This window comes from Streptacidiphilus sp. BW17 (assembly GCF_041262485.1).
Classification (GTDB): Bacteria; Actinomycetota; Actinomycetes; order Streptomycetales; family Streptomycetaceae; genus Streptacidiphilus.
Window position 1 is genome coordinate 12,037 of record NZ_JBGCCR010000006.1, and the last position, 24,327, is coordinate 36,363.

At 70.5% G+C, this 24,327-nt stretch carries 19 protein-coding genes; 15 read left to right on the forward strand and 4 right to left on the reverse strand.

Translation table 11 applies throughout. From position 1 onward, the window contains the following. Position 1 precedes the first annotated feature (1 nt). On the reverse strand, positions 2-1,645 hold the full coding sequence (locus ABH940_RS09365) for an IucA/IucC family protein (protein WP_370068370.1): 1,644 nt from the start codon (positions 1,643-1,645) through the stop codon (positions 2-4). Between the two features lie 110 nt (positions 1,646-1,755). Here ABH940_RS09365 and ABH940_RS09370 point away from each other — a divergent pair, with 110 nt between their 5' ends. Beyond that, positions 1,756-3,408, forward strand: a complete 1,653-nt coding sequence (locus ABH940_RS09370; protein WP_370068372.1) for an IucA/IucC family protein — start codon at positions 1,756-1,758, stop codon at positions 3,406-3,408. Between the two features lie 254 nt (positions 3,409-3,662). Next, positions 3,663-4,433 (forward strand): GNAT family N-acetyltransferase, encoded by a 771-nt coding sequence (locus ABH940_RS09375; RefSeq protein WP_370068374.1) that lies wholly within the window; start codon positions 3,663-3,665, stop codon positions 4,431-4,433. Positions 4,434-4,558: 125 nt separating this feature from the next. Here ABH940_RS09375 and ABH940_RS09380 read toward each other — a convergent pair whose 3' ends face one another. Continuing rightward, on the reverse strand, positions 4,559-7,036 hold the full coding sequence (locus ABH940_RS09380) for a DNA topoisomerase (ATP-hydrolyzing) subunit A (protein ID WP_370068376.1): 2,478 nt from the start codon (positions 7,034-7,036) through the stop codon (positions 4,559-4,561). A gap of 293 nt (positions 7,037-7,329) precedes the next feature. Here ABH940_RS09380 and ABH940_RS09385 point away from each other — a divergent pair, with 293 nt between their 5' ends. The 6 genes from ABH940_RS09385 (at position 7,330) to ABH940_RS09410 (ending at position 14,968) form a co-directional block, all read left to right on the forward strand. Continuing rightward, on the forward strand, positions 7,330-8,655 hold the full coding sequence (locus ABH940_RS09385; RefSeq protein WP_370105036.1) for a M16 family metallopeptidase: 1,326 nt from the start codon (positions 7,330-7,332) through the stop codon (positions 8,653-8,655). After that, on the forward strand, positions 8,652-10,037 hold the full coding sequence (locus ABH940_RS09390) for a M16 family metallopeptidase (RefSeq protein ID WP_370105037.1): 1,386 nt from the start codon (positions 8,652-8,654) through the stop codon (positions 10,035-10,037). The genes ABH940_RS09385 and ABH940_RS09390 overlap by 4 nt, the downstream gene beginning before the upstream one ends. A gap of 310 nt (positions 10,038-10,347) precedes the next feature. Then, on the forward strand, positions 10,348-11,058 hold the full coding sequence (locus tag ABH940_RS09395) for a TetR/AcrR family transcriptional regulator (RefSeq protein WP_370068382.1): 711 nt from the start codon (positions 10,348-10,350) through the stop codon (positions 11,056-11,058). A 226-nt stretch (positions 11,059-11,284) separates the two neighbouring features. Then, positions 11,285-12,811 carry an MFS transporter gene (locus tag ABH940_RS09400; protein WP_370105038.1) on the forward strand — a complete coding sequence of 509 codons (1,527 nt, stop codon included), beginning with the start codon at positions 11,285-11,287 and terminating at the stop codon, positions 12,809-12,811. Between the two features lie 406 nt (positions 12,812-13,217). Beyond that, the gene (locus tag ABH940_RS09405) at positions 13,218-14,411 is read left to right on the forward strand and encodes an RtcB family protein (protein WP_370105039.1); all 1,194 of its coding nucleotides are present in this window, start codon (positions 13,218-13,220) and stop codon (positions 14,409-14,411) included. A 188-nt stretch (positions 14,412-14,599) separates the two neighbouring features. Continuing rightward, positions 14,600-14,968 (forward strand): hypothetical protein, encoded by a 369-nt coding sequence (locus ABH940_RS09410; RefSeq protein WP_370105040.1) that lies wholly within the window; start codon positions 14,600-14,602, stop codon positions 14,966-14,968. Positions 14,969-15,091: 123 nt separating this feature from the next. On the opposite strand, the gene ABH940_RS09415 is transcribed toward ABH940_RS09410, so the two are convergent. Further along, entirely contained in the window at positions 15,092-15,955 is an 864-nt protein-coding gene (locus ABH940_RS09415) for an inositol monophosphatase (protein ID WP_370068390.1), read from the reverse strand. 472 nt (positions 15,956-16,427) lie between these two features. On the opposite strand from ABH940_RS09415, the gene ABH940_RS09420 reads away from it, so the two are divergent. Genes ABH940_RS09420 through ABH940_RS09440 form a run of 5 tightly spaced genes read left to right on the forward strand, consistent with a single transcriptional unit; the run spans position 16,428 to position 20,347 of the window. Further along, positions 16,428-17,603 (forward strand): ATP-binding protein, encoded by a 1,176-nt coding sequence (locus ABH940_RS09420; RefSeq protein ID WP_370068392.1) that lies wholly within the window; start codon positions 16,428-16,430, stop codon positions 17,601-17,603. Then, positions 17,600-18,001, forward strand: coding sequence for a roadblock/LC7 domain-containing protein (locus ABH940_RS09425; protein ID WP_370068394.1), 402 nt, complete (start codon positions 17,600-17,602; stop codon positions 17,999-18,001). Before ABH940_RS09420 ends, ABH940_RS09425 begins: the two co-directional genes overlap by 4 nt. Continuing rightward, on the forward strand, positions 17,998-18,375 hold the full coding sequence (locus tag ABH940_RS09430) for a DUF742 domain-containing protein (RefSeq protein WP_370068396.1): 378 nt from the start codon (positions 17,998-18,000) through the stop codon (positions 18,373-18,375). The genes ABH940_RS09425 and ABH940_RS09430 overlap by 4 nt, the downstream gene beginning before the upstream one ends. Continuing rightward, positions 18,350-18,979, forward strand: a complete 630-nt coding sequence (locus ABH940_RS09435) for an ATP/GTP-binding protein (protein ID WP_370068398.1) — start codon at positions 18,350-18,352, stop codon at positions 18,977-18,979. Before ABH940_RS09430 ends, ABH940_RS09435 begins: the two co-directional genes overlap by 26 nt. 15 nt (positions 18,980-18,994) lie before the next feature. After that, positions 18,995-20,347, forward strand: a complete 1,353-nt coding sequence (locus ABH940_RS09440) for a cytochrome P450 (RefSeq protein WP_370105041.1) — start codon at positions 18,995-18,997, stop codon at positions 20,345-20,347. 170 nt (positions 20,348-20,517) lie between these two features. Here the strand turns inward: ABH940_RS09440 and ABH940_RS09445 are convergent, their stop codons facing one another. Continuing rightward, the gene (locus ABH940_RS09445) at positions 20,518-21,888 is read right to left on the reverse strand and encodes a flavin-containing monooxygenase (protein ID WP_370068402.1); all 1,371 of its coding nucleotides are present in this window, start codon (positions 21,886-21,888) and stop codon (positions 20,518-20,520) included. A 475-nt stretch (positions 21,889-22,363) separates the two neighbouring features. On the opposite strand from ABH940_RS09445, the gene ABH940_RS09450 reads away from it, so the two are divergent. Then, positions 22,364-23,245: an ATP-binding cassette domain-containing protein gene (locus tag ABH940_RS09450; RefSeq protein ID WP_370068404.1), complete on the forward strand. Its 882-nt coding sequence runs from the start codon at positions 22,364-22,366 to the stop codon at positions 23,243-23,245. After that, on the forward strand, positions 23,242-24,282 hold the full coding sequence (locus ABH940_RS09455; RefSeq protein ID WP_370068406.1) for an ABC transporter permease: 1,041 nt from the start codon (positions 23,242-23,244) through the stop codon (positions 24,280-24,282). The genes ABH940_RS09450 and ABH940_RS09455 overlap by 4 nt, the downstream gene beginning before the upstream one ends. Positions 24,283-24,327: the final 45 nt, after the last annotated feature.

The following is a 24,327-nucleotide window of genomic DNA, read 5'->3' on the forward strand; positions in this document are numbered from 1 at the left end:
CTTACCAGCTCTGCGGCTGTCCACCGGAGGGGGCGAGCGGGTTGTCCGCGGTGGTCCATCGGTCGCCCGGGGTCGCCCCGTCGAGCCGCATCAGCGTGAGTGCCTTGAGCGGCAGTGGCTCGTGCAGCAGGGCGCGGCGGTCGGCGGGGTCGTGCAGTACCTGCGTCGCGGCTGCCCGTGCCTCGGCGGCGACCGTGTGCCAGAGCCGGGCCTCCACCGACCGGTCTCCGCCCCCGAAGCCGGACACCAGGCCGCCGAAGGCCCCGCCGACCAGTGAGCCGAACAGCTTGCGCCGCAGCTCCACCGGATCGTCGCTGACCACGTGCCCGGTGACGGGCGGGTGGTCGATCCCGGCGCGGGCGAGGCGGGCCGGGCTGACCCGGATGTCGGCGAGGTCCCGGTAGACCAGACGCCGTGGCCGGTCGGACCGGTCCAGCACCACGAGCAGGTTCTGGCCGTGCGCCTCAAGGGCGACGCCCCAGTCCAGCAGGCGGAGCAGCGCGGGCCAGGTGAGCCGGGCGAAGGCGGCCAGCCACTCGGCCGGATCGACGTCCGCCGGCGGACGCTCCGCCAACGCGGCCAGCGGCAGCACCCGCTCGCCGTCGCGCAGGCCTTCAGCCGGGGACTGACGGACGATCACCGCCAGCTCGGGGGCGGGCTCGGCGTCCAGCAGAGCGGCGCAGGACGCCAGGTTGCGGGTGATCCGCAGGCTGCCGCCGAGTCGGCCGACCACGGCGTCGAGCAGACCGGACACGGCGAGCGCGTTGCGTACCGACCCGCCGGAGATGTCGCGGATCGAGGAGGTCATGCGCAGTGACAGCGAGGTCTTGAGGTGCGGGCCTGCGGCGAGCGGCGCGAGGGTGCGCACCGACATCAGCGGCGCGGCGGTCAGGCGGCGACCGCTCGGGGCGAAGCCGAGCGGGTGCAGCACCGTCCTGGCCTGCCACGGGTGGGCCGGAAGCAGCAGCGTGCCGGAGGGGCGATCGCGCAGGGCTTCGGGCCAGGCCCCGACCAGCAGAGCGTCCTGCTCCGGCACAGCGATCAGCTCCAACTCGACGTCGGCACCGTGCTCCGGCGCGTAGGCGAGCTGGTCCGCGACGGAGAAGCCGGGCCTGCTGCGGCAGCACGGATGGTACGGATGACCGTCGACGATCGAACGCTCGGCAGCGATCAGTCCGGCGCCCGCGGAATCGATCGGTCCGATCGGTCCGATCGGTCCGATCGAATTGGTCGAACTGATCGGCTTTCGTTCGCTGTGCGCCCGCGCGCCTGCGCGGGAGAGCGCCAGCGAGACCACGCTGTGCTCGATCTCGCCGAGAAGCGCGTCCGCCCCGGGCAGCCGTACTGCCTCCAGCAGGGCAGCCGGGTGCGTGTACGCGGTGGTGCCCAGACGGACCGCGTAGCCGGGATCCGGCGCGCCGATGTCGTACGCGCGGCGGTCGGGACCGGACAGCCGTGGCCGGTCGACGGGGGAGAGCGGCAGCGGTTCCAGATGCAGCGCCCGCCACAGCCGGGCGAGCACGGCCGCGCGGGCACCCGGGAGCTCGGCGGCGAAGCCCGCGTCCAACTCCGGGCGGACCCGGTGCAGCTCGGCCGCGAACGCGGCCTCCGCGGGACGCGGCCCCGGACTGTCTGTTGCGCGCATGACGTTGAGGTACCCCGGACTGGGAGAGGATGCGTCTGGACAGATCATTCTCTGCCGTCACCGATGGGACAAACCGTCCCAACGGGCGGGGTACGGGTGCGGAGGCGGGCATGGACGGGATCTCCGGGACGGAAGCGGTCGTGCAGCACCGACGCGACGCGGCCGGCCAGAGTGTCGACGCCGGTGACCACGGCGGCGACGGCTGGGCGGGTTGGCGCCCGGAGGAGGCGACGGCGGCCACGGCGCTGCTCAACTGCCTCGTCAGGGAGCTGACCGAGCCCCGCCCCGGTGCCGCGTCCGGCTACCGCCTGACCGGGACCGGTCGCACCCTCACCACGGGCGCCGGACGTTGGCCGCAGCCGCCGCTCGCCGTGGACGGACTGACCCTCGACGGGTTCGACGCCCTGGTCGAGCTGGCCGAGGAGGAGGCGCGCGCCCGGACCGGCGTGGACAACGCCACCCTCGGCGCGGAGATGCGCGACAGCCGGGACGTCGTCGCGGCGCTGCTCGCTGCCCGCGCGGAGGCCGCCGCCAGGGACGAGAAGGTCGTCGCCGATCTCTACCTCCGCTCCGAGCAGGCGCTGTTGGCCGGGCACCGCTACCACCCCGCGCCCAAGACGCGCGGCGGCGCGGTGCCGGAGAGCTGGCTGCCGTACGCGGCCGAGGCGGGCGCCCGGTACCCGCTGACCCTGCTCGGGGTGCGCGAGGACCTTCTCGGCGGAGAGGGCGCGACCGGCGCGATCGACGCGCTCTGGGGCGACGCCGCACCCCCCGGCTACCGGGTGCTGCCCGCCCATCCGTGGCAGCTCGAACTCCTGTGCAGCCACCCGACGCTGGCCCCGGAGACGCTCACCGCCCTTGCCGACGGCCGAATCCGCGACCTTGGCCGGACCGAGGAGAAGGCCTGGGCGACCTCCTCGCTCCGCACGGTCTACCTGCCCGACGCCGACCTGTCGCTGAAGTTCAGCCTGGAGGTGCGGATCACCAACGACATCCGCCGCCTCTGGCTGCGCGACCTGCGCTGGTTGCAGCCTGTGGAGGAGGTGTTGGCGGCGCTGCCGCCCGCTCTCTCCTCGCTGGTCTTCGCCGACCAGGGCTACCGCACCCTCGCCGGGCACGGCGAGGAGGGCTGGGAGGCCTACGCGGTCCTGCAACGAGAGGGCTTCGCGCGCCGCGTCGCACCCGGACTGACGCCGCTGCTCGCGGCGGGCGTGAGCGAGGGCTTCGACGGCAACCCGCTCGACCGGCTCCCCGCCGACCAGGCGCTCGCCTGGTGGTGCCGCTACGTCGAACTCCTGGCCCCGCCCGCGCTGGACGCGCTGCGTGACCATGGCGTCGTGCTGGAGTGCCATCTGCAGAACGTCCTGGTCGCCGTCGACGCGGCCGGGCTCCCTGGACAGGTGCTGTTCCGGGACCATGAAGGCGTCAAGCTCACCACCGACCGCCACGCCTCCCGGCTGACCCGCTTCGGTCCCGAGGTCCCCGACCCGGGGGTGAGCCCCGAGTACGGCAGGGACCGGCTGCTGTACTGCCTGGTCGTCAACAACCTGACGGAGATGGCCGGAGCGATCGCCTCGCGCCACCCGCAGCTCGCCCCCGAGCTGTGGCCGACGGCCCGTCAGCTCCTGTCCGAGTACGAAGACCTCGTCGCGGTCCCGCACATCCCGGCCAAGACCAACCTGCTGCTGCGCTGGCTCGACGCGGACGGCGGCGACTCCACCTACATCCCGCTGCCCAACCCGCTTGCCCGGCCCGGGCGGTAGCACCGGAACCGAAATGCCTTGCACGACGGTGCAGGTGGATGCCAGAGTGACGCCGCCTGTGCAGGGCACAGCAGAGCGACGACAGAGGACTGACGCCAATGATCCCGGCGACCCGCAGCGGCCGCCGTCGGGGCTGAGCACCCGTGCACCTTCCGCGCGCCCGTGCGACCTGCCCCGTCCTGCGGTTCCACGACACCACACCATGCCCTGTGTCGCGCGGTCGTGCGCGTATTCACGTGAGGTCGTCATCACCCATGGACATCGATGTCCAGAGCTTTGCCGTCGCCCATCTCCGCCGCCGTCCCGAAGTCGTGGAGACGGGCGGGTTCGTGATCGGGATCGACCCGGCCACCACCAGTCCCTACGTCAACTACGCCACCCCGCTGCCCGGTTCCGATCCGACGGGCGCGGATGTGCGACAGCTGGTCGCCGCGTTCCGCGAGCGCGGGCTGCTGCCGCGCCTGGAGTTCGCCCCGGATGCGGCGCCCGCCGTCGAGCCTGCGCTGCGCGCTGTCGGGTTCACCACCGAGCAGGAACACGTCTACCTGGTCTGCACGCCGGGGACCCTGCTGGCGTCGGAGAGCCCCCGACCGGCGGTCGAGACGCCCGTCTCGGACACGGACTTCGCCGCCCTCGACTCCGCCCTCGCCGAGGCGTTCGGCAGGGAGTTCGAGCCGTCGCCGGAAGGCGCGGCCCGGCTCCGCCGCACCCAGGAGAACGGCGGTGCGGTCCGCTTCGTCCGTGCCCCGGACGGCAGTTGCGCCGGTGGCGCGCTCTGCTCCGCCCCGGCCGTGGGGACCGCCGAACTGGCGGGTGTGGGTACGCGACCCGCTTTCCGGGGTCGGGGGATCGCGCAGGCCGTGACCGAAGCCTTGGCGCGGGCCGCCTTCGCGCGGGGCGCCGCGTCGGCCTGGCTGGAGTTCTCCGGCGAGGGCTCCCGGCGCGTCTACGAGCGGGTGGGGTTCCGGCCGCAGGGGACCCGCCTCTACCTGTCGCTGCCGACCGAAGCCCATGACCTGCGCTGAGCTGAGCTGAGCTGTGCTGCTGAGCTGACCTGCGCTGAGGCATGGGACGCCGGTGGGGGTGCCGTCGGCAGTCCGCCGTCGACACCCCACCGGGTCATTCCTCAGCCGGGTCACTCCTCAGCCGGTCACACTGGACCGGCCACCGCGGCGATCTCCTTGGCCAGCGGCACGCCCGAACCGTCGCGCCGCGGGTCGCGGCCCGGGAGTTCGGCCGGGGAGCCGTTGGCGGTCGCGGCGCGCGCGGGCGTCGGACCGGCCCAGGCGAAGACGAGGCGGTCCTCGCCCTTGAGGAAGCGCTGGCAGCGCACGCCGCCGGTGGCGCGTCCCTTGCGCGGGTACTGCTCGAACGGCGTGGCCTTGGCGGTGCCCTGGCCCAGGCCGTCGAGCGCGTCCGACGCGCCCGAGACCGTGACCACGAGGGCGTCGGCGGCCGGGTCGACCGCCGTGAAGGAGAGGACCTTCACGCCGTCGGCGAGCTTGACGCCGGCCATGCCGCCCGCCGGGCGGCCCTGCGGACGGACCTGGGAGGCCGGGTAGCGGAGCAGTTGCGCGTCGGTGGTGATGAAGACCAGGTCCTCCTCGCCGGTGCGCAGCTCGACGGCTCCGACGACGCGGTCGCCGTCCTTGAGCGCGACGACCTCGAACTCGTCCTTGTTCTCCGGCCAGTCCGGCACGACGCGCTTGACCACGCCCTGCTCGGTGCCGAGGGCGATGCCGGGGGAGGACTCGTCCAGCGTGGTCAGCGCCAGGACGAGCTCGCCCGCGTCGAGCTTGAGGAACTCGCCGGCCTTGGCGCCGCCCGCCAGGACCGGCGCGTGGGCGCTCGGCGGCAGTTGCGGCAGGTCGATGACGGGCAGCCGCAGCACCCGGCCCGCGCTGGTGACCACGCCGATGTGGCCACGCGCCGTGGCCGGGACGGCGGAGACGATCACGTCGTGACGGGCGCGCTTGCCGCCGTCGTCCGCGGCCGGTTCGGGTTCGGGTGAGGCTGCGTCCGCGCCGGTGTCGGCCGTGCGGGCCAGCAGGCCCGTCGAGGAGAGCAGCACCCGGCACGGGTCGTCCGCGACCTCCAGCGGGACGGCGACGGAGGCGACCGACCCGGCCTCCAGCAGCACCGTCCGGCGCTCGGTGCCGAACTTCTTGGCCACTGCGGCCAGTTCGTCGGAGACGAGCTTGCGCAGCACCGAGTCCGACTCCAGGATCTCGGTCAGCTCGGCGATCTCGGCGTGCAGCTTGTCCTGCTCGGCCTCCAGCTCGACGCGGTCGAAGCGGGTGAGGCGGCGCAGCGGGGTGTCGAGGATGTACGCGGTCTGCGTGTCGCTCAGACCGAAACGCTCGATCAGTCGATCCTTCGCCTGTGTGGCGTTGTCGCTCGATCGAATGATCGCGATGACCTCGTCGATGTCGATCAGCGCGATCAGCAGACCCTCGACCAGGTGCAGCCGGTCCTGCCGCTTGCGGCGACGGAAGTCGGAGCGTCGCCGGACCACCTCGAAGCGGTGGTCGACGTAGACCTCGAGCAGCTCCTTCAGACCCAGCGTCAGCGGCTGGCCGTCGACCAGGGCGACGTTGTTGATGCCGAAGGTCTCCTCCATCGGCGTCAGCTTGTAGAGCTGCTCCAGCAGCGCCTCCGGCACGAAGCCGTTCTTGACCTCGATGACCAGGCGCAGGCCGTGGTTGCGGTCCGTCAGGTCCTTGACGTCGGCGATGCCCTGGATCTTCTTGGCGTTGACCAGGTCCTTGATCTTGGCGATGACCTTCTCCGGGCCGACCGTGAACGGCAGCTCGGTGACGACCAGGCCCTTGCGGCGCGGGGTGACGTCCTCGACCGAGACCCTGGCGCGGATCTTGAAGGTGCCGCGTCCCGTCTCGTAGGCGTCGCGGATGCCGCCGAGGCCGACCACCAGGCCGCCGGTCGGCAGGTCGGGGCCGGGGATGAAGCGCATCAGCGCGTCGAGATCGGCGCCCGGATGCCGGATCAGGTGGCGCGCGGCGGCCACGACCTCGCCCAGGTTGTGCGGCGGCATGTTGGTGGCCATGCCGACCGCGATCCCGGAGACGCCGTTGACCAGCAGGTTCGGGAAGGCCGCCGGCAGGACCTGCGGCTCCTGCTCGCTGCCGTCGTAGTTGGGCGCGAAGTCGACGGTGTCCTCGTCGATGGACTCGACCATCGACATCGCGGCGCTGGTGAGCCGGGCCTCGGTGTAACGCATGGCGGCCGGCGGGTCGTCGTTGCCGAGCGAACCGAAGTTGCCGTGGCCGTCGATCAGCGGCAGCCGCATGGAGAACGGCTGCGCCATGCGCACCAGCGTGTCGTAGATGGCGCTGTCACCGTGCGGGTGCAGCCGGCCCATCACCTCGCCGACGATGCGGGCGCTCTTGACGTGGGCGCGTTCGGGACGCAGGCCCATTTCGTTGGCCTGGTAGAGGACGCGCCGGTGCACCGGCTTGAGGCCGTCCCGCGCGTCGGGGATCGCCCGGGAGTAGATGACCGAGTAGGCGTACTCCAGGTAGGAGCTCTGCATCTCGTCCACCACGTCGATGTCGAGGATGCGCTCCTCGAAATCCTCGGGTGGTGGGGTCGGCGAACTGCGGCGGGCCATCGCGGCGGCGCTCCCTCGGACGGCATGCGGGCCCCCTGGAGGTTCCCGGGGGTGGCATGGGGCTGGCACGGTCGGGACCATTCTGGACCAGGCTGCTGACAAACCCGGCCACCGCGTCCCCTGCCGGTGCAGCACAATGGGGTTTCCCGGGACCTGTGCGGTGTTTTGGTGCGGTGTTTTCCGCACGGACGGCAGGCCCCGGCCCGACGGACAGTAGTGCAGCAGACCGACTGTGCGGCAGCAGTGCCGCAACCAGTTCCGCAACAGCGCAGCAACCGGAAGGAACGACGCGGATGGCCCAAGGATTCACCATCAGCGAGCACACGTTGGCCAACGGCCTGCGGGTGGTGCTCTCCGAGGACCACCTGACACCGGTCGCCGCCGTGTGCCTCTGGTACGACGTGGGTTCTCGTCACGAGGTGCCCGGACGTACGGGTCTGGCACACCTCTTCGAGCACCTGATGTTCCAGGGCTCGGCGCAGGTCCCCGGCAACGGCCACTTCGAGCTGGTCCAGGGCGCGGGCGGTTCGCTCAACGGCACCACCAGCTTCGAGCGCACCAACTACTTCGAGACCATGCCCGCCCACCAGTTGGAGCTGGCACTCTGGCTGGAGGCCGACCGGATGGGCAGCCTGCTCGCCGCGCTCGACCAGGAGAGCCTGGACAACCAGCGTGCCGTGGTCAAGAACGAGCGCCGTCAGCGCTACGACAACGTCCCCTACGGCACCGCCTTCGAGCGGCTGACCGCGATGGCGTTCCCGGACGGCCACCCGTACCACCACACCCCCATCGGTTCGATGGAGGACCTGGACGCCGCCACCCTGACGGACGCCCAGGACTTCTTCCGCACCTACTACGCGCCCAACAACGCGGTGCTGTCGGTGGTCGGCGACATCGACCTGGAGCAGACGCTGGCCTGGGTGGAGAAGTACTTCGGCTCCATCCCGGCGCACGACGGCAAGCGCCCGCCGCGGGACGGCACCACCGTGGTCCGCGACGGCTCCGTGCCGCTGCGCGACCACGTCGTCGCCGAAGTCCCCTCACGCGCGGTCATGCAGGCGTACCTGCTGCCGCTCGACGGCACCCGTGAGGCCGACGTGGCCGACCTCGCGCTGACGGTGCTGGGCTCGGGCGAGTCCAGCCGCCTCTACAACCGGCTGGTCCGGCACGACCGGTCGGCCGTGACCGCGGGCTTCGGCCTGCTGCGGCTCTCCGGCGCGCCCTCGCTGGGCTGGCTGGACGCCAAGACCTCCGGCGAGGCGACGGTCGAGGCCGTCGAGGCCGCGATCGACGACGAGTTGGCCCGTTTCGCGGCCGAGGGCCCGACGGCGGAGGAGCTGGAGCGCGCGCAGGCGCAGATCGAGCGCGAGTGGCTGGATCGGCTGGACACGGTCAGCGGGCGTGCCGACGAACTGTGCCGCTACTCCGTCCTGTTCGGCGATCCGAAGTTGCTGGACACCGCGCTGGCACGGGTGTTGGACGTGACCGCGGCCGAGGTCCAGGCCGTCGCGCAGAAGTACCTGACGCCCGACAACCGCGCGGTGCTGACCTACGAGCCGGTCTCCGGGACCGACGAGGCCGACGCCGACTCCGCCGATGACGAGGAGGTGCAGGCATGACCATCGCCTCCACCATGACGTTCCACCCGCGTCCCGAGCCGGGGCAGCCGACGCCGTGGAACTTCCCGGCCCCGACCCGGTTCACGCTGCCCAACGGCCTGACCGTGCTGCGCTGCGACCGTCCCGGCCAGGCGCTGGTCGCGGCCGAACTGGTCCTCGACGTGCCGCTGGACGCCGAGCCGAAGACGCAGGAGGGCGTGTCGACCATCCTGGCGCGCGCCTTCTCCGAGGGCACCGAGTCCCTCACCGCGGAGCAGTTCGCCGCCGAACTGGAGCGCGCGGGTGCGACGTTGGACGCCCACGCCGACCACACGGTGCTGCGGGTCTCGCTCGAGGTCCCGGCCTCCCGGCTGGACCGCGGGCTCGGCCTGCTCGCGGACGCGGTCCGGGTGCCGGCCTTCCCCGAGCACGAGATCGAGCGGCTGGTCGCCAACCGCCTCGACGAGATCGTCCACGAGCTGGCCAACCCGGCCCGCCGCGCCGCGATCGCCTTCTACGGCGAGATGTTCGACGCGAGCGACCGACTGTCGCGTCCGCGCTCGGGCACGGCGGAAACGGTCAAGACGATCGATCGATCGGCCGTTTCTTCGTTCTACGCCGAGCATGTTCGCCCGTCGACCGCCACGCTCGTCGTCGTAGGCGACTTCTCCGGCGTGGACCTGGACGCGGTGCTGGCCGAGACCGTCGGGCAGTGGACCGGGGAGCCCGGTGAGCGTCGTCGCCCCGCGCCGGTGCGCGGCGACGACGCGGGCCGCGTGGTCGTGGTCGACCGTCCCGGCTCGGTGCAGACGCAGCTGCTGATCGGGCGGATCGGCCCCGACCGCCACGACGACAGCTGGGCGGCGCAGATCCTCGGCACCTACTGCCTGGGCGGCACGCTGACCTCCCGTCTGGACAAGGTGCTGCGCGAGGAGAAGGGCTACACCTACGGCGTGCGGGCCTTCGCCCAGCCGCTGCGCTCCGGCGCGGACGGGGAGGGCCGGGCGCTGCTGGCCATCTCCGGCTCGGTCGACACCGAGTCCACGGCCCCTGCGCTCGCCGACACCTGGCAGATCCTGCGCACCCTGGTCGCGGAGGGGCTGACCGACGAGGAGCGCGACATCGCCGTGCAGAACCTGGTCGGGGTCGCACCGCTCCGCTACGAGACCGCGTCGGCGGTCTGCGCCACCCTGGCCGACCAGGTGGAGCAGGAGCTGCCCGACGCCTACCAGGCCGAGGTCTACCGCCGCCTCGCGGAGACGACGACGGCGGCGGCGACGGCCGCGGTCGTCGCCGGCTTCCCGCCGGAGCGGCTGGTCACCGTGCTGGTGGGCGACGCTGCGACGATCGCCGGCCCGCTGAAGGACCTGGGGATCGGCGAGGTCACCGTCATTCCGGCCTGAGGCCCCCTTCGCGGTTCTGCGGTACAGCCGCTCCTTCGCGGCTCCTCCAGCCCCCGTCGAGCTCCGGCCCGGCGGGGGCTGCGGAGTTGTGCCGCCCGCTGCACCCCGCTGCACCCCGCTGCACCCCGCTGCACCCCGCGCGCCTGCACGCTTACGCCGCGCCTACTCCGCGTGCGTCTTCCTCACGCAGAGAATTGTGACCCAGGTCACACTCGAATACGGGATTTCCGGGGAGCGAGTCCCCGTTTAGCTGGGTGACATTGGAACCGGGGAACGCGTCCCCGTTTCTCGAGACCTGGAAGGAGCGCTCATGGTCAAGCTCAGCGACCCGCCCATCGGTGGCCCGTCGAGTGGCGTCAAGCCTGCCGTGGGCCTCCGGCGCCGCGCTGACGCGGCGCGGAACCGGGCCCGGATCCTGGACGCGGCGCAGGACGCCTTCGTCGAGTTCGGCGCGGACGTGCCGCTCGACGAGATCGCCCGTCGGGCGGGCGTCGGCAACGCCACCATCTACCGCCACTTCCCGGACCGCCGCAGCCTCGTGCACGGCGTGGTGCTGGAAGTGATGGAACGGGCGATCGCCGTCGCGGAACAGGCCTTCGCCGAGGAGGCGGACGCGTTCGACGCGTTGAGCCGCCTCGTCCACGACTCCGTCAACTGGAAGATCGGCGCCCTGTGTCCGATGCTCTCCGAGTGGACGGACCTGGAGGAGGCCGCGATCTTCGCGACGAAGGAGCGGCTGGACGCGGCAGTCCAGCGCATCCTCGACGCGGCTCAGGCGGCCGGCACCCTGCGTGACGACGTGACAAGTCCGGACGTGATGATGGCCGTGGCCCAGCTGGCCCGGCCGTTCCCGGGCGCGGGCTACAACAGCCTGCAGCCCTTCGTCCACCGCCACCTGCAGTTGCTGCTCGACGGCCTGCGCGCCCCGGCGCACACGCCGCTGCCAGGCAGCCCCCTGACCTTGGAGGACGTGCGTCGGGAGTGCATTCTCTCGGCCTCGCAGCGCGGTGGTCGGCAATGACGCCAGACCTGCGCGGCGGCTTCTCCGCCTCGAATCGACCGACTGAATGACCGAGTGATCGGCTGATCGACCGAACGATCTGATACCGCGAAATCTCGCGACATTTCACTTGACCGACCGTCATGGTCCGTCAGCACCCAACCTTTGCACGCCCTCTTATGCCCGCATGCGCCCGCAATGCGACGAGGGCGGCACCGTCCGCCGCACCTTCTCCGGGGATACCCTCATGTCTGAATCCGCAGTATCCACGTCAGCCGCTCAGGCGACGCCACACCTCGACCCAAAGCGATGGAAGGCCCTGGTCTTCATCGCCATCGCCCAGCTGATGGTGGTGCTGGACGCCACTGTCGTGAACATCGCGCTGCCGCACGCGCAGCAGAGTCTGCACATCTCCGACGCCAACCGGCAATGGGTGATCACCGCCTACAGCCTGGCCTTCGGCGGTCTGCTGCTCTTCGGCGGTCGCGTGGCGGACCTCTGGGGGCGTAGGAAGGCCTTCATCGTCGGCCTGATCGGCTTCGCGCTCGCCTCCGCCCTCGGCGGCGCCGCGGTCAACGCCACCATGCTGCTCGGCGCTCGCGCCCTCCAGGGTGTCTTCGGCGCCCTGCTCGCGCCCGCCGCGCTCTCGCTGCTGGCGGTGACCTTCACCGAGGCCAAGGAGCGAGCCACCGCCTTCGGCATCTTCGGCGCGATCGCCGGTGCCGGCGGCGCCGTCGGCCTGCTGCTCGGCGGTGCGCTGACCGAGTACTTCAACTGGCGCTGGGCGCTCTACGTCAACATCATCTTCGCCATCATCGCCGTGATCGGCGCGACGGTCTTCATCGAGGAGCGCGACGACCAGCGCAACCGCAGCCGTCTGGACATCCCCGGCGTGCTGCTGGCCACGTCCGGCCTGGTCGCCCTGGTCTACGGCTTCACCAAGGCGGAGGAGTCCGGCTGGGGTTCGGCCACCACCATCGGTCTCTTCGTGGCCTCCGTGGTGCTGCTGGCCCTGTTCGTCCTGGTCGAGTCGCGGACCAAGGCACCGCTGCTGCCGCTGCGCGTGGTGCTCGACCGCAACCGCGGTGGCGCCTACCTGGGCCTGGGCCTGGCGATCATCGGGATGTTCGGTCTGTTCCTCTTCATGACCTACTACCTGCAGGGCATCAAGCAGTACTCGCCGGTCATGACCGGCGTGGCGTTCCTGCCGATGGTGGTCGGCATGATCACCGGCTCGACCCAGATCGGCACCCGGCTGATGACCCGCATCCCCGCCCGCTGGCTGATGGGTCCGGGTCTGCTGGTCGCCTCGCTGGGCATGCTGATGCTCACTCAGATGAAGGTGGACAGCAACTACTGGACGCTGATCCTCCCCGCCGAGTTCCTGCTCGGACTGGGCATGGGTACCTCGTTCATGCCGGCCATGAGCCTGTCGACCCTCGGCATCCGGCCGCAGGACGCGGGCGTGGCCTCGGCGATGATCAACACCTCGCAGCAGGTCGGCGGTTCGATCGGCACCGCGCTGCTGAACACCATCGCCGCCAGCGCCACCACCAGCTGGCTGGTCGCCCACCATGTCGCCGACCCGCGCAACCCGCTCGCGCAGGTGCACGGCTACACGGTGGCGATCTGGTGGGCGGTGGGCCTCATGCTCGTCGCCTCGGCCCTGGTCTTCGTCCTGGTCAACGCCGGTCGCCCGGCCACCCACGCGGTCGCCGGCGGCGGCGCGGGTGCCGAGGAGGGCGCCGACGCGGTCCCGGTGGTCATGCACTGACCCGACCCCGTCCCCGGCGGCGTACGGACGACCACGGCCCCTGCACACCACTTCGGTGGCGTGCAGGGGCCGTTGTGCGCCCCGGATCTCCTCCGCCGCCCGCGTATTTCCGTTGCGGACCATGGTCGGAACATGGCTTGATAGGCACAGCGACCGGACGTGACAGGCCGGTCCCCGAGGTGGTGGAGAGGAGGCAGTCCCGATGCGGGTCGAGTTGCGACGCAGGCGCCACATCAGCGCCGCCGCCTCCCTGCGGCGACGCCCCTCCTCCACCGCCTGCGGCTTGCCGGGCTGACGCGCCCGGTTCCACGGCACCGGCCGTTCCTACCGCACCCCACGAACGGGATCTGCGGGAACGGGCCCTGCCGTCCTCAGACTTGTAGCCTGTTCCCAGGAGAACACTTCCATGTCGTACACCGAGTTCCCGGGCATCAACGTGCCCATCCGCATGTGGACCGACCCCGCGACGGTCGAGGGTCAGGCGCTGCAGCAGCTGCGCAACATCTCCTCGCTGCCGTGGATCCACGGTCTCGCGGTCATGCCCGACGTCCATCTGGGCAAGGGCGCCACGGTCGGTTCCGTGATCGCCATGAAGGGCGCCGTCTGCCCAGCCGCGGTCGGCGTCGACATCGGCTGCGGGATGAGCGCGGTGAAGACCACGCTCACCGCCCGCGACCTGCCCGACAACCTCTCCCGGCTGCGTTCGCGCATCGAGCGGGTCATCCCGGTCGGTCGTGGTCTGCACTCCGACCCGGTCGACCCGACCCGGATCCACGGCTTCACCTCGGGCGGCTGGGACGACTTCTGGTCCCGGTTCGACGAGTTGACCCCGGCGGTCAAGGCGCGGCGTGAGCGTGCCCTGCAGCAGATGGGGTCACTCGGCTCGGGCAACCACTTCGTCGAGGTCTGCCTCGACAAGTCCGGCTCGGTGTGGCTGATGCTGCACTCCGGTTCCCGCAACATCGGCAAGGAGCTCGCCGAGCACCACATGGGCGTCGCCCGCTCGCTCTCGCACAACCAGGGCCTGGTCGACCGCGACCTGGCGGTCTTCATCGCGGCCACGCCGCAGATGGAGGCCTACCGGTCCGACCTGTTCTGGGCGCAGGAGTACGCGCAGCGCAACCGCGCAGTGATGATGGCGCTGTTCCAGGACGCCGTCCGGAGCGAGTTCCCCAAGGCCAGGGTCGGATTCGAAGAAGTGATCAGCTGCCACCACAACTACGTGGCGGAGGAGCGCTATGACGGCGAGGACCTGCTCGTCACCCGCAAGGGCGCGATCCGCGCGGGCGCGGGAGACCACGGCATCATCCCGGGCTCGATGGGCACCGGCTCCTACATCGTGCGTGGCCTGGGAAACGCGGACGCGTTCAACTCGGCCTCGCACGGCGCGGGTCGGAAGATGTCCCGGACGGCGGCGAAGAAGCGCTTCGGCGTCCGCGACCTGGAGGAGCAGACCCGGGGGGTGGAGTGCCGCAAGGACTCCGGCGTGGTCGACGAGATCCCGGGCGCGTACAAGTCGATCGAGAAGGTCATGGCCCAACAGACCGACCTGGTCGAGGTCGTGGCCGAGTTGAAGCAGGTCGTCTGCGTCAAGGGCTGATGGGTGGCACGAGTACGGGTGCGGGCGCGAGCCGTGAAGGTTCGCGTCCGCATCCTCCTGGTCGGCGTCAGGACCAGGAGGCATGGGCACCCGGGTCATCGGCGAGGAGGAGCCGCCCGAGCACCTCCGATTTCGCCGACCACCTGCGAGCACTTGCAGAGGTGCGGGACGAGGACGAGCCCGGCCTGGTGACCACGGTTCTCACGGACCCGGACCTGGTGATGGCGCAGTCCGCGATCGTCCGGCACCTCGACAGGCGGGCAAGCGCCCTGCTGGAAAGCCCGGAGTACGCATCCTGGGCACAGGCCATGGCCGGGATCGTCGAACCGCGCCCCTTCCTGGTCCAGCGGCTTCACGAGTGGTCGCTGTTCAGGGCTGTTGCGCTGGCGCAGCCGTGGATTCCTAGTGCGCTGACCGACTCGTCGGACTGGCTGCAGCGCAAGATCGCCGAGAGCCTGGACTCCTCCGATGCTCTCGCCGTCCTGGCTGAGACCGGCCGCACCCGACGGGTCCGGAACACCGCCAGATCCGCTCTCACTCGGAGGCGTAGCCGCTGATATGTCATCCACGCCTTGAGGGATGGCAATTCCTCAAGCTGTGAGGGCGCCGTCTGAGCAAGATGACGAACCCGAGGGCGGCCGGGAACGGCATCTTGGCTGTGGGGCTGGGCTGAGCAATTGTCAAAACGTGTGGTTTGCAATGTTGATGATCTCCTGGCGGAGGCTGGGGTTGGTGAACAGAGCGGATGCAGTGGTGTCGGTGGACGGGGCGTCGGTGAGTCCGGCGTAGGTGCCGCCCGCTTCCTCGACGATGGGGACGAGCGCTGCGATGTCCCAGGGGCCGGCTCCGAGCAGGAGGAACGCGTCGAGTTGTCCCGTGGCGACCAGCAGGGCGCCGTGGCAGGTTCCGGTTCCGGTGGAGGGCTTGCGGATCGGGCCGGATGAACGTGTGGGGTCGGTCCAGTCCGCCTCTGGTCTGGTGCTACGGACGGCGGCGGCGATGCGGGCGGCGACGGTCAGATCGGCTGGACTCAAGCGCGCGGGCGGGGGCCAGATGCCGATGGCAGCGTCGCCGAGGTTGCTCGCGCCGGTGATGGTCACACGCTCAACGGGTGCGGAGGCGGCGGGATCCGTGGCTTGTGTCCATGCGCCGGTTCCTCGAGCTGCCCACCAGCGGCGGCGCAGGGCCGGTGCGGTGACCAACCCCAGCACAACGGTGCCGTCTTCTTCGAGTGCGATCAGGGTGCTCCATTCCGGCTCGCCGGCCAGGAAGCTGGCGGTGCCGTCGATGGCGTCGATGACCCAGCGACGTTGCCCGCACCCTGCGGCGCCGAATTCCTCGCCGAGCACGGCATCGCCGGGGCGTTCTCGCTGGATCAAGTTGCGCAGGGTGTGTTCGATCTGCTCGTCGGCGACGCTGACGGGGCTCCCATCGCTCTTGGCGCGCCACGCGGTGCCGCCAGAGCGGAAGCTCCGCAGTGCGATCGCGTCGGCGGCATCGGCCAGGCGGTGGGCGAATGCGGAGTCGGGATGAGTACAAGTCATGCCGTCACTTTGCCGCGCTCACCCCGGATGCCGTTCTCGAACCTCGCGCCGGAACGGACCGGGGCGACGAGGTGGGCTCCGCTGATCGCTCGCCAGCGGTCCTGGTTCATCCGTCGACAGGGGGACGGGTGAACCAGGACCGTCCGCATGTGCAGATCCCGTGTGTGGGGGGGCACGACTTCCCCGGACACATACAGCTGGAGCCAGGTGGTCCGGATGCGTCGACGGAGGCGCCGCGCCGCAGTGGCCAGGGCCGCGCTGCCAAGGGTTTCCGCCGCACACATCCGCAGTCCGTCGGACCGTCAATTACGGCTGTGTGAACTGAATGAGACGGATCCTCAAGGGCGCGGGACGTTTCGTCGGGTGCATGCCGAGCCGATGATACGATCACCTCGCTTTGCGGAGCGGACGGGTCCACCCTGCGGGTGCGGGGGATTCGGCAGCCGGCCGTCAGTTGCCTGAAGAGAGTCTTATGACGGATTACTTGGAGAACCCGGTGCTCTGGGCTCTCGTCGTCGCCCTGCTCGTCGCGGTCGTGCTCGTCGTCCGCCAACGCACGTCGGCCGACGCGTTGCGGCAGCAGATCCACGGGCTCAGAGAGCACTACTCCGATCTGGAGCACCACTACGCGCAGTCCGTCGCCGCGGCCCAGGAGCAGGCCGAGGAAGCGACGAAGACCGTACTCAAGTCCGCCATGCGGACCCTGCAGGGCCTCGCCGCCGAGCAGCAGTTGATCCTCTCCCGGCTGCAGAGCAAGTACGGCGAGTCGGTCATCCTCCAGGACCTGATGGAGATCGACCACACCAACTCCCAGTTCGCCCGGCGCGCGCAGTCCATCGCGGTGCTCTGCGACGGCTGGTTGGGGCGTCACCGCGACGTGGCCTCGGTCTACGACGTGGTCCGCAGCGCCCAGGGCCGGGTGCGTCACTTCCGCCGGGTGGAGATCCTCTCCCAGGTGGACTTCGGCATCTCCAGCCGGGCCGTCGAGCCGGTGGCGCTCGCCCTGGCCGAGCTGCTCGACAACTCGACCAGCTACTCCAGCCCGGACACCGTCGTCGAGATCAACATCCGCACCGTGCCCAAGGGCGTGGTCATCGTCGTGGACGACGCCGGTGTCGGCATGAACGACGAGGAGCGGGCCCGCGCCGACCGACTGCTCAACACCGATCGGGTCTCGGGTGTCGCGGGTCTCGGCAATCCGCCGCAGTTCGGCCTGGCGGTCATCGGAGTGCTCTGCGAGCGCTTCGGCTTCGAGGTGTCGGTCGACTCCTCGTCCCCCTACGGAGGCGTGCGGGCGGTGGTCCTGCTGCCGCACGAACTGCTGACCAGCATGCCCGAGAAGAAGACACCCGCCCCGGCCGCGCCCGCCGCGGCCCCGGTCCCGCCGCCTGCCATGCTCCCCGAGCCCGGTCTGCCGGTCGGTGCGACCGCGGACGGCCTGCCGATGCGTCGGCGCAAGCGGCCGATGGCGATCGTGCCCACGGGCGAGCAGGGCCCGGCTTCCGCGCCGCGTTCCGGCGCGCAGACCGCCGCGATCATGGGCGCCTTCCAGCGGGGCACCCGGTCGGGCCGGGCTGTGCAACCGGACGGTGCGGACCAGACGAGCACCCTGCGTGGTGCAAGCAGTGAAGGGCATGACTTCTCGTGAACAACGATCTGTCTTGGATGCTCGACAGCGCCCTGGAGATTCCCGGGGCCCTGCACGCGGTCCTGATCTCCGCCGACGGTCTGCTGATGGCCCGGACGCAGGACTTCCACAAGGACAACGCGGACCGGGTCGCCGCCGCCATGAGCGGTGTGCAGTCGCTCAGTCGATCGCTCGGGTTCTTCTGTGAGGACTCGAGTCAGCAGTGGCGGCAGACCCTGGTCGAGTTCGACGGCGGCTGGGTGTTCCTGATCTCCGCCGGTGAGGGCGCCTACCTCGCCGTCTCCGCCACGCCGGAGGTCGACATGCAGGACATCACCTTCCGCATGCAGCAACTCGTCGGCCAGCTGGGCAAGTTCCTCGCCGCTCCGCCGCGCGAGAACCTCGGGGCGCATTCATGACCCGCCCCGAGGAGTGGGAGCCGGAGTCCGCCGCCTTAGTTCGGCCGTACGTCATCACCAAGGGACGCGGTCTGCCGGACGACGGCGATCTCTCCCTGATCACGCTGGTCACGGCGGCTCCCGACCAGGGGCAGCGGCCCACCCGGCTGTCGCCGGAGGAGCTGCGGCTGCTGGACCTCTGCTCCGCCGGCTACCTCTCGGTGGCCGAGATAGCGGGGCACACCCGGCTGCCGTTGGGCGTGGTCCGGATCGTGCTGGCGGCCCTCAAGGACGGTGGCTACGTGCTCACCCGCCCGCCGGTGGCCCGCGCCCGTCTTGCCGACAAGGAGCTCCTGGAGGAGGTGCTCAATGGCCTCCGAGCCAAGTTTGGATGAACGCCCGCGTCTTGACGCACGCCGGAACCTGGGCGAGGGCGACTACGTCTCCGCCGGGGCCACCCAGACGGCGGTGAAGATCCTCGTCGTCGGGCACTTCGCGGTGGGCAAGACCACGTTCATCGGGTCGATCTCCGAGATCGAGCCTTTGTCCACCGAGGAGACGATGACCCGGGCAGCCGAGGCCATCGACGACCTCAAGGGAGTCCGGGGGAAGACGACCACCACGGTCGCCATGGACTTCGGCCGACTCACCATCAGCGAACGCGTGGTGCTCTACCTCTTCGGCACGCCCGGCCAGATGCGGTTCGTGCAGATGTGGGAGGACATGGCCCGGGGCGCTCTCGGCGCGCTGGTCCTCGTCGACCCGGAGCGGCTCGCCGACTCGTTCGCCGTGATCGACCTGATCGAGCAGTACGGACTCGACTACGCGATCGCCGTCAACCACTTCGACGGCAATCCGGAGCGCGCCGAAGCCTCGCTGCGGGAGGCGCTGGACCTCCTCGACGACACCCCCGTCGTCACCTGCGACGCGCGCGACGAGCAGTCGTCGGCCGCCGCACTGACCACCCTCGTCAGCTATTTGCTGGCCCGCGCGGGCTAGGAGCCACACGCAGACATGGACGCTCGCTCTTCCACCCCGGTTCCCCCGCCCGGGTGCCCGGCGCACGCCGTGGGCGGCCGAGTGCCGCTGTACGGGCCGGAGTTCGCGGCCGACCCGCAGGCGTACTACTCCTACCTGCGCGGTTACGGGCCGACCGCCCCGGTCGAGCTCGCCCCGGGTGTCGAGGCCACCCTGGTCACCGACTACCAGGCCGCGTTGCGTCTGCTGCAGGACTCGGCGTCCTTCCGCAAGGACTCACGCCGCTGGCGGGAGTTGAACGAGGGCACGGTTCCGGCAGACAGCCCGGTGCTGCCGCTGCTCGCGTACCGGTCCAACTGCATGTTCACCGACGGCGCCGAGCATTTGAGGCTCCGTCAGGCGGTGACCGACAGCATGGCCCGGGTCGAGCAGCGACGCGTGACCCGCATCACCGAGCAGGCCTCCAACTACCTCATCTCCCAGTTCAGCAACCGGGGTTCGGTCGACCTGCTCGGCGACTACGCCAAGCAGCTGCCGCTCTTCGTCTTCAACGAGCTCTTCGGTTGCCCCGCCGACATCGGCGACCGCGTGATGTTCGGCATCACCGGGATATTCGACGGCATCAACGCCGAGCAGGCGGCCGGTGTGCTCTTCGGCGCAGTCGGGGAACTGGTCGCGCTCAAGCGCAGTCGGCCCGGCGACGACGTCGCCTCGTGGCTGATGCAGCATCACTCGCAGCTGAACGACGAGGAGCTGCTCCACCAGCTGGCGCTGCTGCTGGGCGCCGGCGTGGAGCCGCTGCGCAACCTCGTCGGAAACGTGCTGCACCGGGTGCTCACCGACGACGGCTACGCGCACAAGGGCGGGCCGATCGACGACGCGCTGGACGACACGCTGTGGGAGAACCCGCCCATGGCGAACTTCGCGGCGCACTATCCGGTGACCGACATGGAGTTCGCCGGCCAGCTGGTGCGGGCCGGGGAGCTGATGCTGGTCAGCCTCGCCGCCGCCAACACCAGCCCGGAGCTCTCCGCGGCGCGCGCGGCCAACAGCCGGGCCCACCTGGCCTGGAGCGCAGGCCCGCACGCCTGCCCGTCCAAGGAACCGGCCCGTCAGATCACGGTGACGGCCGTCGAGAACCTGCTCAACCAGCTCCCGGACCTCGAACTCGCCGTCCCTGAGCGGGGCCTGACATGGCGTCCCGGCAGCTTCAGTCGCGGGCTGAACTCCCTGCCTGCACGGTTCACCCCAGCCGAGATCACTCATCGGCCCGGCGCGCAGACGCAGCGTTCGGAGCCGTCGGCCCGGGTCGGGCGGAGCGTGCCGGAGGCCGGCAAGGGCGAAAAGGGCGGTCGTTGGAGCCAGTTCCTCGGCTGGCTGAAGGGGTGACCCGCCTCCGGCGCTGCTGATCTGCGGAGGGCAGAAAGCAGCGAGCAGCGAGTCGAGGGCAGTGAGTCGAGGGCAGAAAGCCGAGAGTAGAGAAACCCCCGCGGATCCTGGTGATCCGCGGGGGCTCGGTGCTTCTCCGGGCCGCCGGGTGGGCTGCGCCCGTCCTGGGCTCAGACGTTCTGCAGCTGCGTCAGTTCGACCAGTTCGCTCAGCGCACGCAGGGCGCTCAGTTCGCTCGTCGGACTGGTCCTGGCCGCTGCGCCGAGTTGGGCCAGGTACCCACCGAAGTCGACCTGGACCGAGCTGCCTTCGGAGAGCCCGTAGCGCTCCGCGATGCTGCCCAGGTACGCGTCGATCTCCCGGCGCATCTCCTCCGCCGGAGGAAGCTCGAACTCGCCCTCGACGATTCCGGCCACCCACTCGGCCTGGGCCTCCACGAGGCGGGTGATCGAGCCCACGGGGCGGATCAGGCCCACGAAGAGCAGCCCGGGCAGGTCCGGCGAGGCGATCCGGCGGTAGAGCCGGACCGGCCCCTCCGGGCTCAACGGGCAGTTGTCGGGCAGGAACGGGAAGTCCATGCGGAAGCCGGTGCAGTAGACGATCGCGTCCGCCGCCACCGAGGTGCCGTCGGTGAAGACGACCCGGTCGCCGTCCAGCGACGCGATGGCGGGCTTCGGCGTCACCGCGCCGTGGCGGATCCGGCTGAGGATCTCGTCCGAGATCGTGATGGCCGAGGAGAAGATCGGGTGGTCGGGCTCGGGCAGCCCGTAGTCGGACAGTTTGCCGCGCGCCACCAGCAGCGACTGCTCGATGAAGTGGACCTGCTCGGCGAGGGACATGTCGGTGAACAGGGGCGCGTCGGCGATGAGGTCCACGGGTGTGCCGTAGAGCTGTTTGGGCACGATGTGCAGGGCCCGGCGCACGGAGAGCACCGTCTGCTCGGTGTGTCGGGAGAGGTCGGCGGCGATGTCCACCGCGGACGCGCCCAGGCCCACCACCACGACCCGCTTTCCGGCGAAGTCCTGGCCGTCCATGTAGTCCATGGAGTGGAGAATTGTTCCTGCAAACGACTCGGCGCCCGGGGGTAACGGGTTCGGCAGCGCGGGCAGCGAGTGGTGTCCGGAGGCGACGACCACATGGTCGAAGCTCCGCCGTGTTTCCACCCCTTCGGCGTTCCGACTCGTGACCGTCCATCGCCCGTCGGGCTCCTGCTCGACGGCGACCACCTCGGTGCGCAGCTCGACATGGGGCGTCAGACCGGCCCAGTCGGCGAAGGACCGCAGGTAGGCGGCGACTTCGTGGTGCCGGGGATAGTGCGGCAGCTCGTCCGCCATCGGGAAGTCGGCGTAGCAGGTGAGCTGCTTGGCGGTGTTGAGGTGCAGCGCCTGGTACCCCGGACCCGGCTCACCGGCTCCCGGCATGCGCCAGATGCCGCCGACGTCCGCCGCCTTCTCCACGCAGACGAAGTCGACGCCCCTCCGTCTGAGCGCGTGTGCGGCTGCCAGTCCTGACAGACCCGCGCCTATCACGCACACGCTCAACGTTCCTCCCCAGGGGCACGGACAAATGCCGGACGTCGTCGAACTCTCACCCGAATTGACTGCCCAACGTATCTTCGCCTCACACCCCATCACATGACGCGGCGGGTGACACTGCGTTCACGGAACGTTCAGACACGGCACGTTGAGCCCGGTGTCGTGTCCTGCGTCACGGGCGGAGGTGTTTCCGGCCAACGGTCCGGAAACAACCCGTTGTCGTGGAACCGCGACTTCACGGGATCGGTACCAAAACGCGTGCCGCCGACCCGGCATGGGTGGGCGGTCCGATTGTTTCCGCAGCAGGTCTTGACGACATGTCAGGGACAGATCCACACTCGCACAGTCGCTGGGAACGTTACCAAGCGCCACCAGTGATCATCGACAAGTGATCAGTCGATCAGCCATCCGTGCTCAACGATCAGATCAGTGATCAGCAACCGACAGGCTCGACAACCCCCCCCATCCCGGGAGGTCAGTCATGACGGAAACCGTGCCGCTGCTGGAGGCGCGCGGTGTGACCAAGCGCTTCGGGCAGGTGCAGGCCCTGGACGGAGCGGACTTCACCGCGTACCCCGGTGAGGTCGTCGCCTTGATCGGCGACAACGGCGCCGGCAAGAGCAGCCTGGTGAAGACCCTGTCCGGCGCAATGCGCCCGGACGGCGGGTCGATCGTGGTCGACGGCCGGGAGGTGCAGCTCCACTCGCCCCAGGACGCGCGCCGTGTCGGCATCGAGACGGTCTATCAGGACCTGGCCCTCGCCCCGGACCTGGACGCGTCGGTCAACCTGCACCTCGGCCGGGAACTGCGACGCGGCGGTCTGCTGGGTCGGCTCGGCGTGCTCGACCGGGCCGCGATGCGGCGGGCGGCCGTCACCGCCTTCGCCGAGCTGGGCGTGGAGCTGCCGGACGTGTCGGTGTCCGTCGCCACGCTCTCCGGCGGCCAACGGCAGTCCGTCGCGGTGGCGCGGGCGGTGGCGTTCGCCCACCGGATCATCTTCATGGACGAGCCGACCGCAGCGCTCGGCGTGGTGCAGCGCGGGCGCGTGCTGGACACCATCCGCCGGGTCAGGGACCGGGGCATCACCGTCGTGCTGATCAGCCACAACATGCCGGAGGTGCTCAGCGTCTCCGACCGGATCGAGGTGCTGCGCCTCGGCAGGCGCGTGGCACGTTTCGACGCCGCGGGCACGTCCGTCGAGGAACTCGTCGGCGCGATGACCGGCGCGTTGGAACTCAGACCGGACTCCACGGACGTGGGGTCGACGGCGGTGGGGTCGACGGACGTGGGGCCGACAGGGCCGACCGACCTGAGGAAGCCCATGAGGCCGACGCCGGGGGAGACGGGGGAGGACGGATCGTGAACCTCTGGCTGCAACTGCGGCGGTTACGGGAGCCGTTGACGACGGTGGCCCGTAGGACCGGCCTGTCCCGGCTCGGGGCCTTCAACGAGACCTGGACCTTCCTGATCCTGGCCGTCCTGGTCCTCTACTTCACCCTGGCGGCACCGGGTAAGTTCCTCACCACCTACGACCTGACCCAGATCGCCACCAACGCCGCCATCTACCTGGTCCTCGGCGTCGGCATGACCTTCGTCATCATCACGGCGGGCATCGACCTCTCCGTCGGCTCGATACTCGTGCTCTCCGCAGTGCTCTCCGCCGAGTACACGGTCCACCACGGCGGAGCGAACTCCGGTTGGGGCGCGGTCGCGATCAGCTCGCTGATCGCGCTGGTGACCGGACTGCTCTGGGGAGCGCTCCAAGGCTGGCTGGTCGCCAAGGCGAAGGTGCCGCCGCTCATCGTCACGCTCGGCGGGTTCGGTGCGGCGCTCGGCATCGCCGAGATCGTCACCAAGGGGGAGGACCCGACCGGCGCGGTCTCGTCCAAGCTCCAGGAGTCGATCGGCTTCGGCAAGCTCTTCGGGCAGATCCCCTGGCTGGTCGTGATCGCCTTCGTCACCACGCTGGTGTTCGCCCTGATCCTGGCCCGGACCCGGTTCGGGCTGCACACCTACGCCATCGGCTCGAACCCTGAAGCGGCGCGGCGGGCCGGTGTCGCCGTCGACCGGCAGCTGATCACGGTCTACGCGCTCACAGGTCTGCTCTGCGGTCTGGGCGCGGTGATGTGGCTGGCCTACTTCGGCACCACCAGCATCGCCGGGCACGCGACCGACAACCTCACCGTGATCACGGCGGTCGTGCTGGGCGGCGCCAGCCTCTTCGGCGGGCGCGGCTCCGTGCTGGGCACGGTGATCGGCGTCTTCATCCCGGCGGTGCTCACCACCGGGCTGATCATCATCGGCGTGCAGCAGTACTGGCAGGACGTCACCATCGGCGCGGTGCTGGTCCTGGCCGTCTATCTGGACCAGCTGCGCCGTCGTCGACGCGAACACACCTGATCGATCACTTGATCACTCGGCCACTCGACTGATCGGACGCTCGAC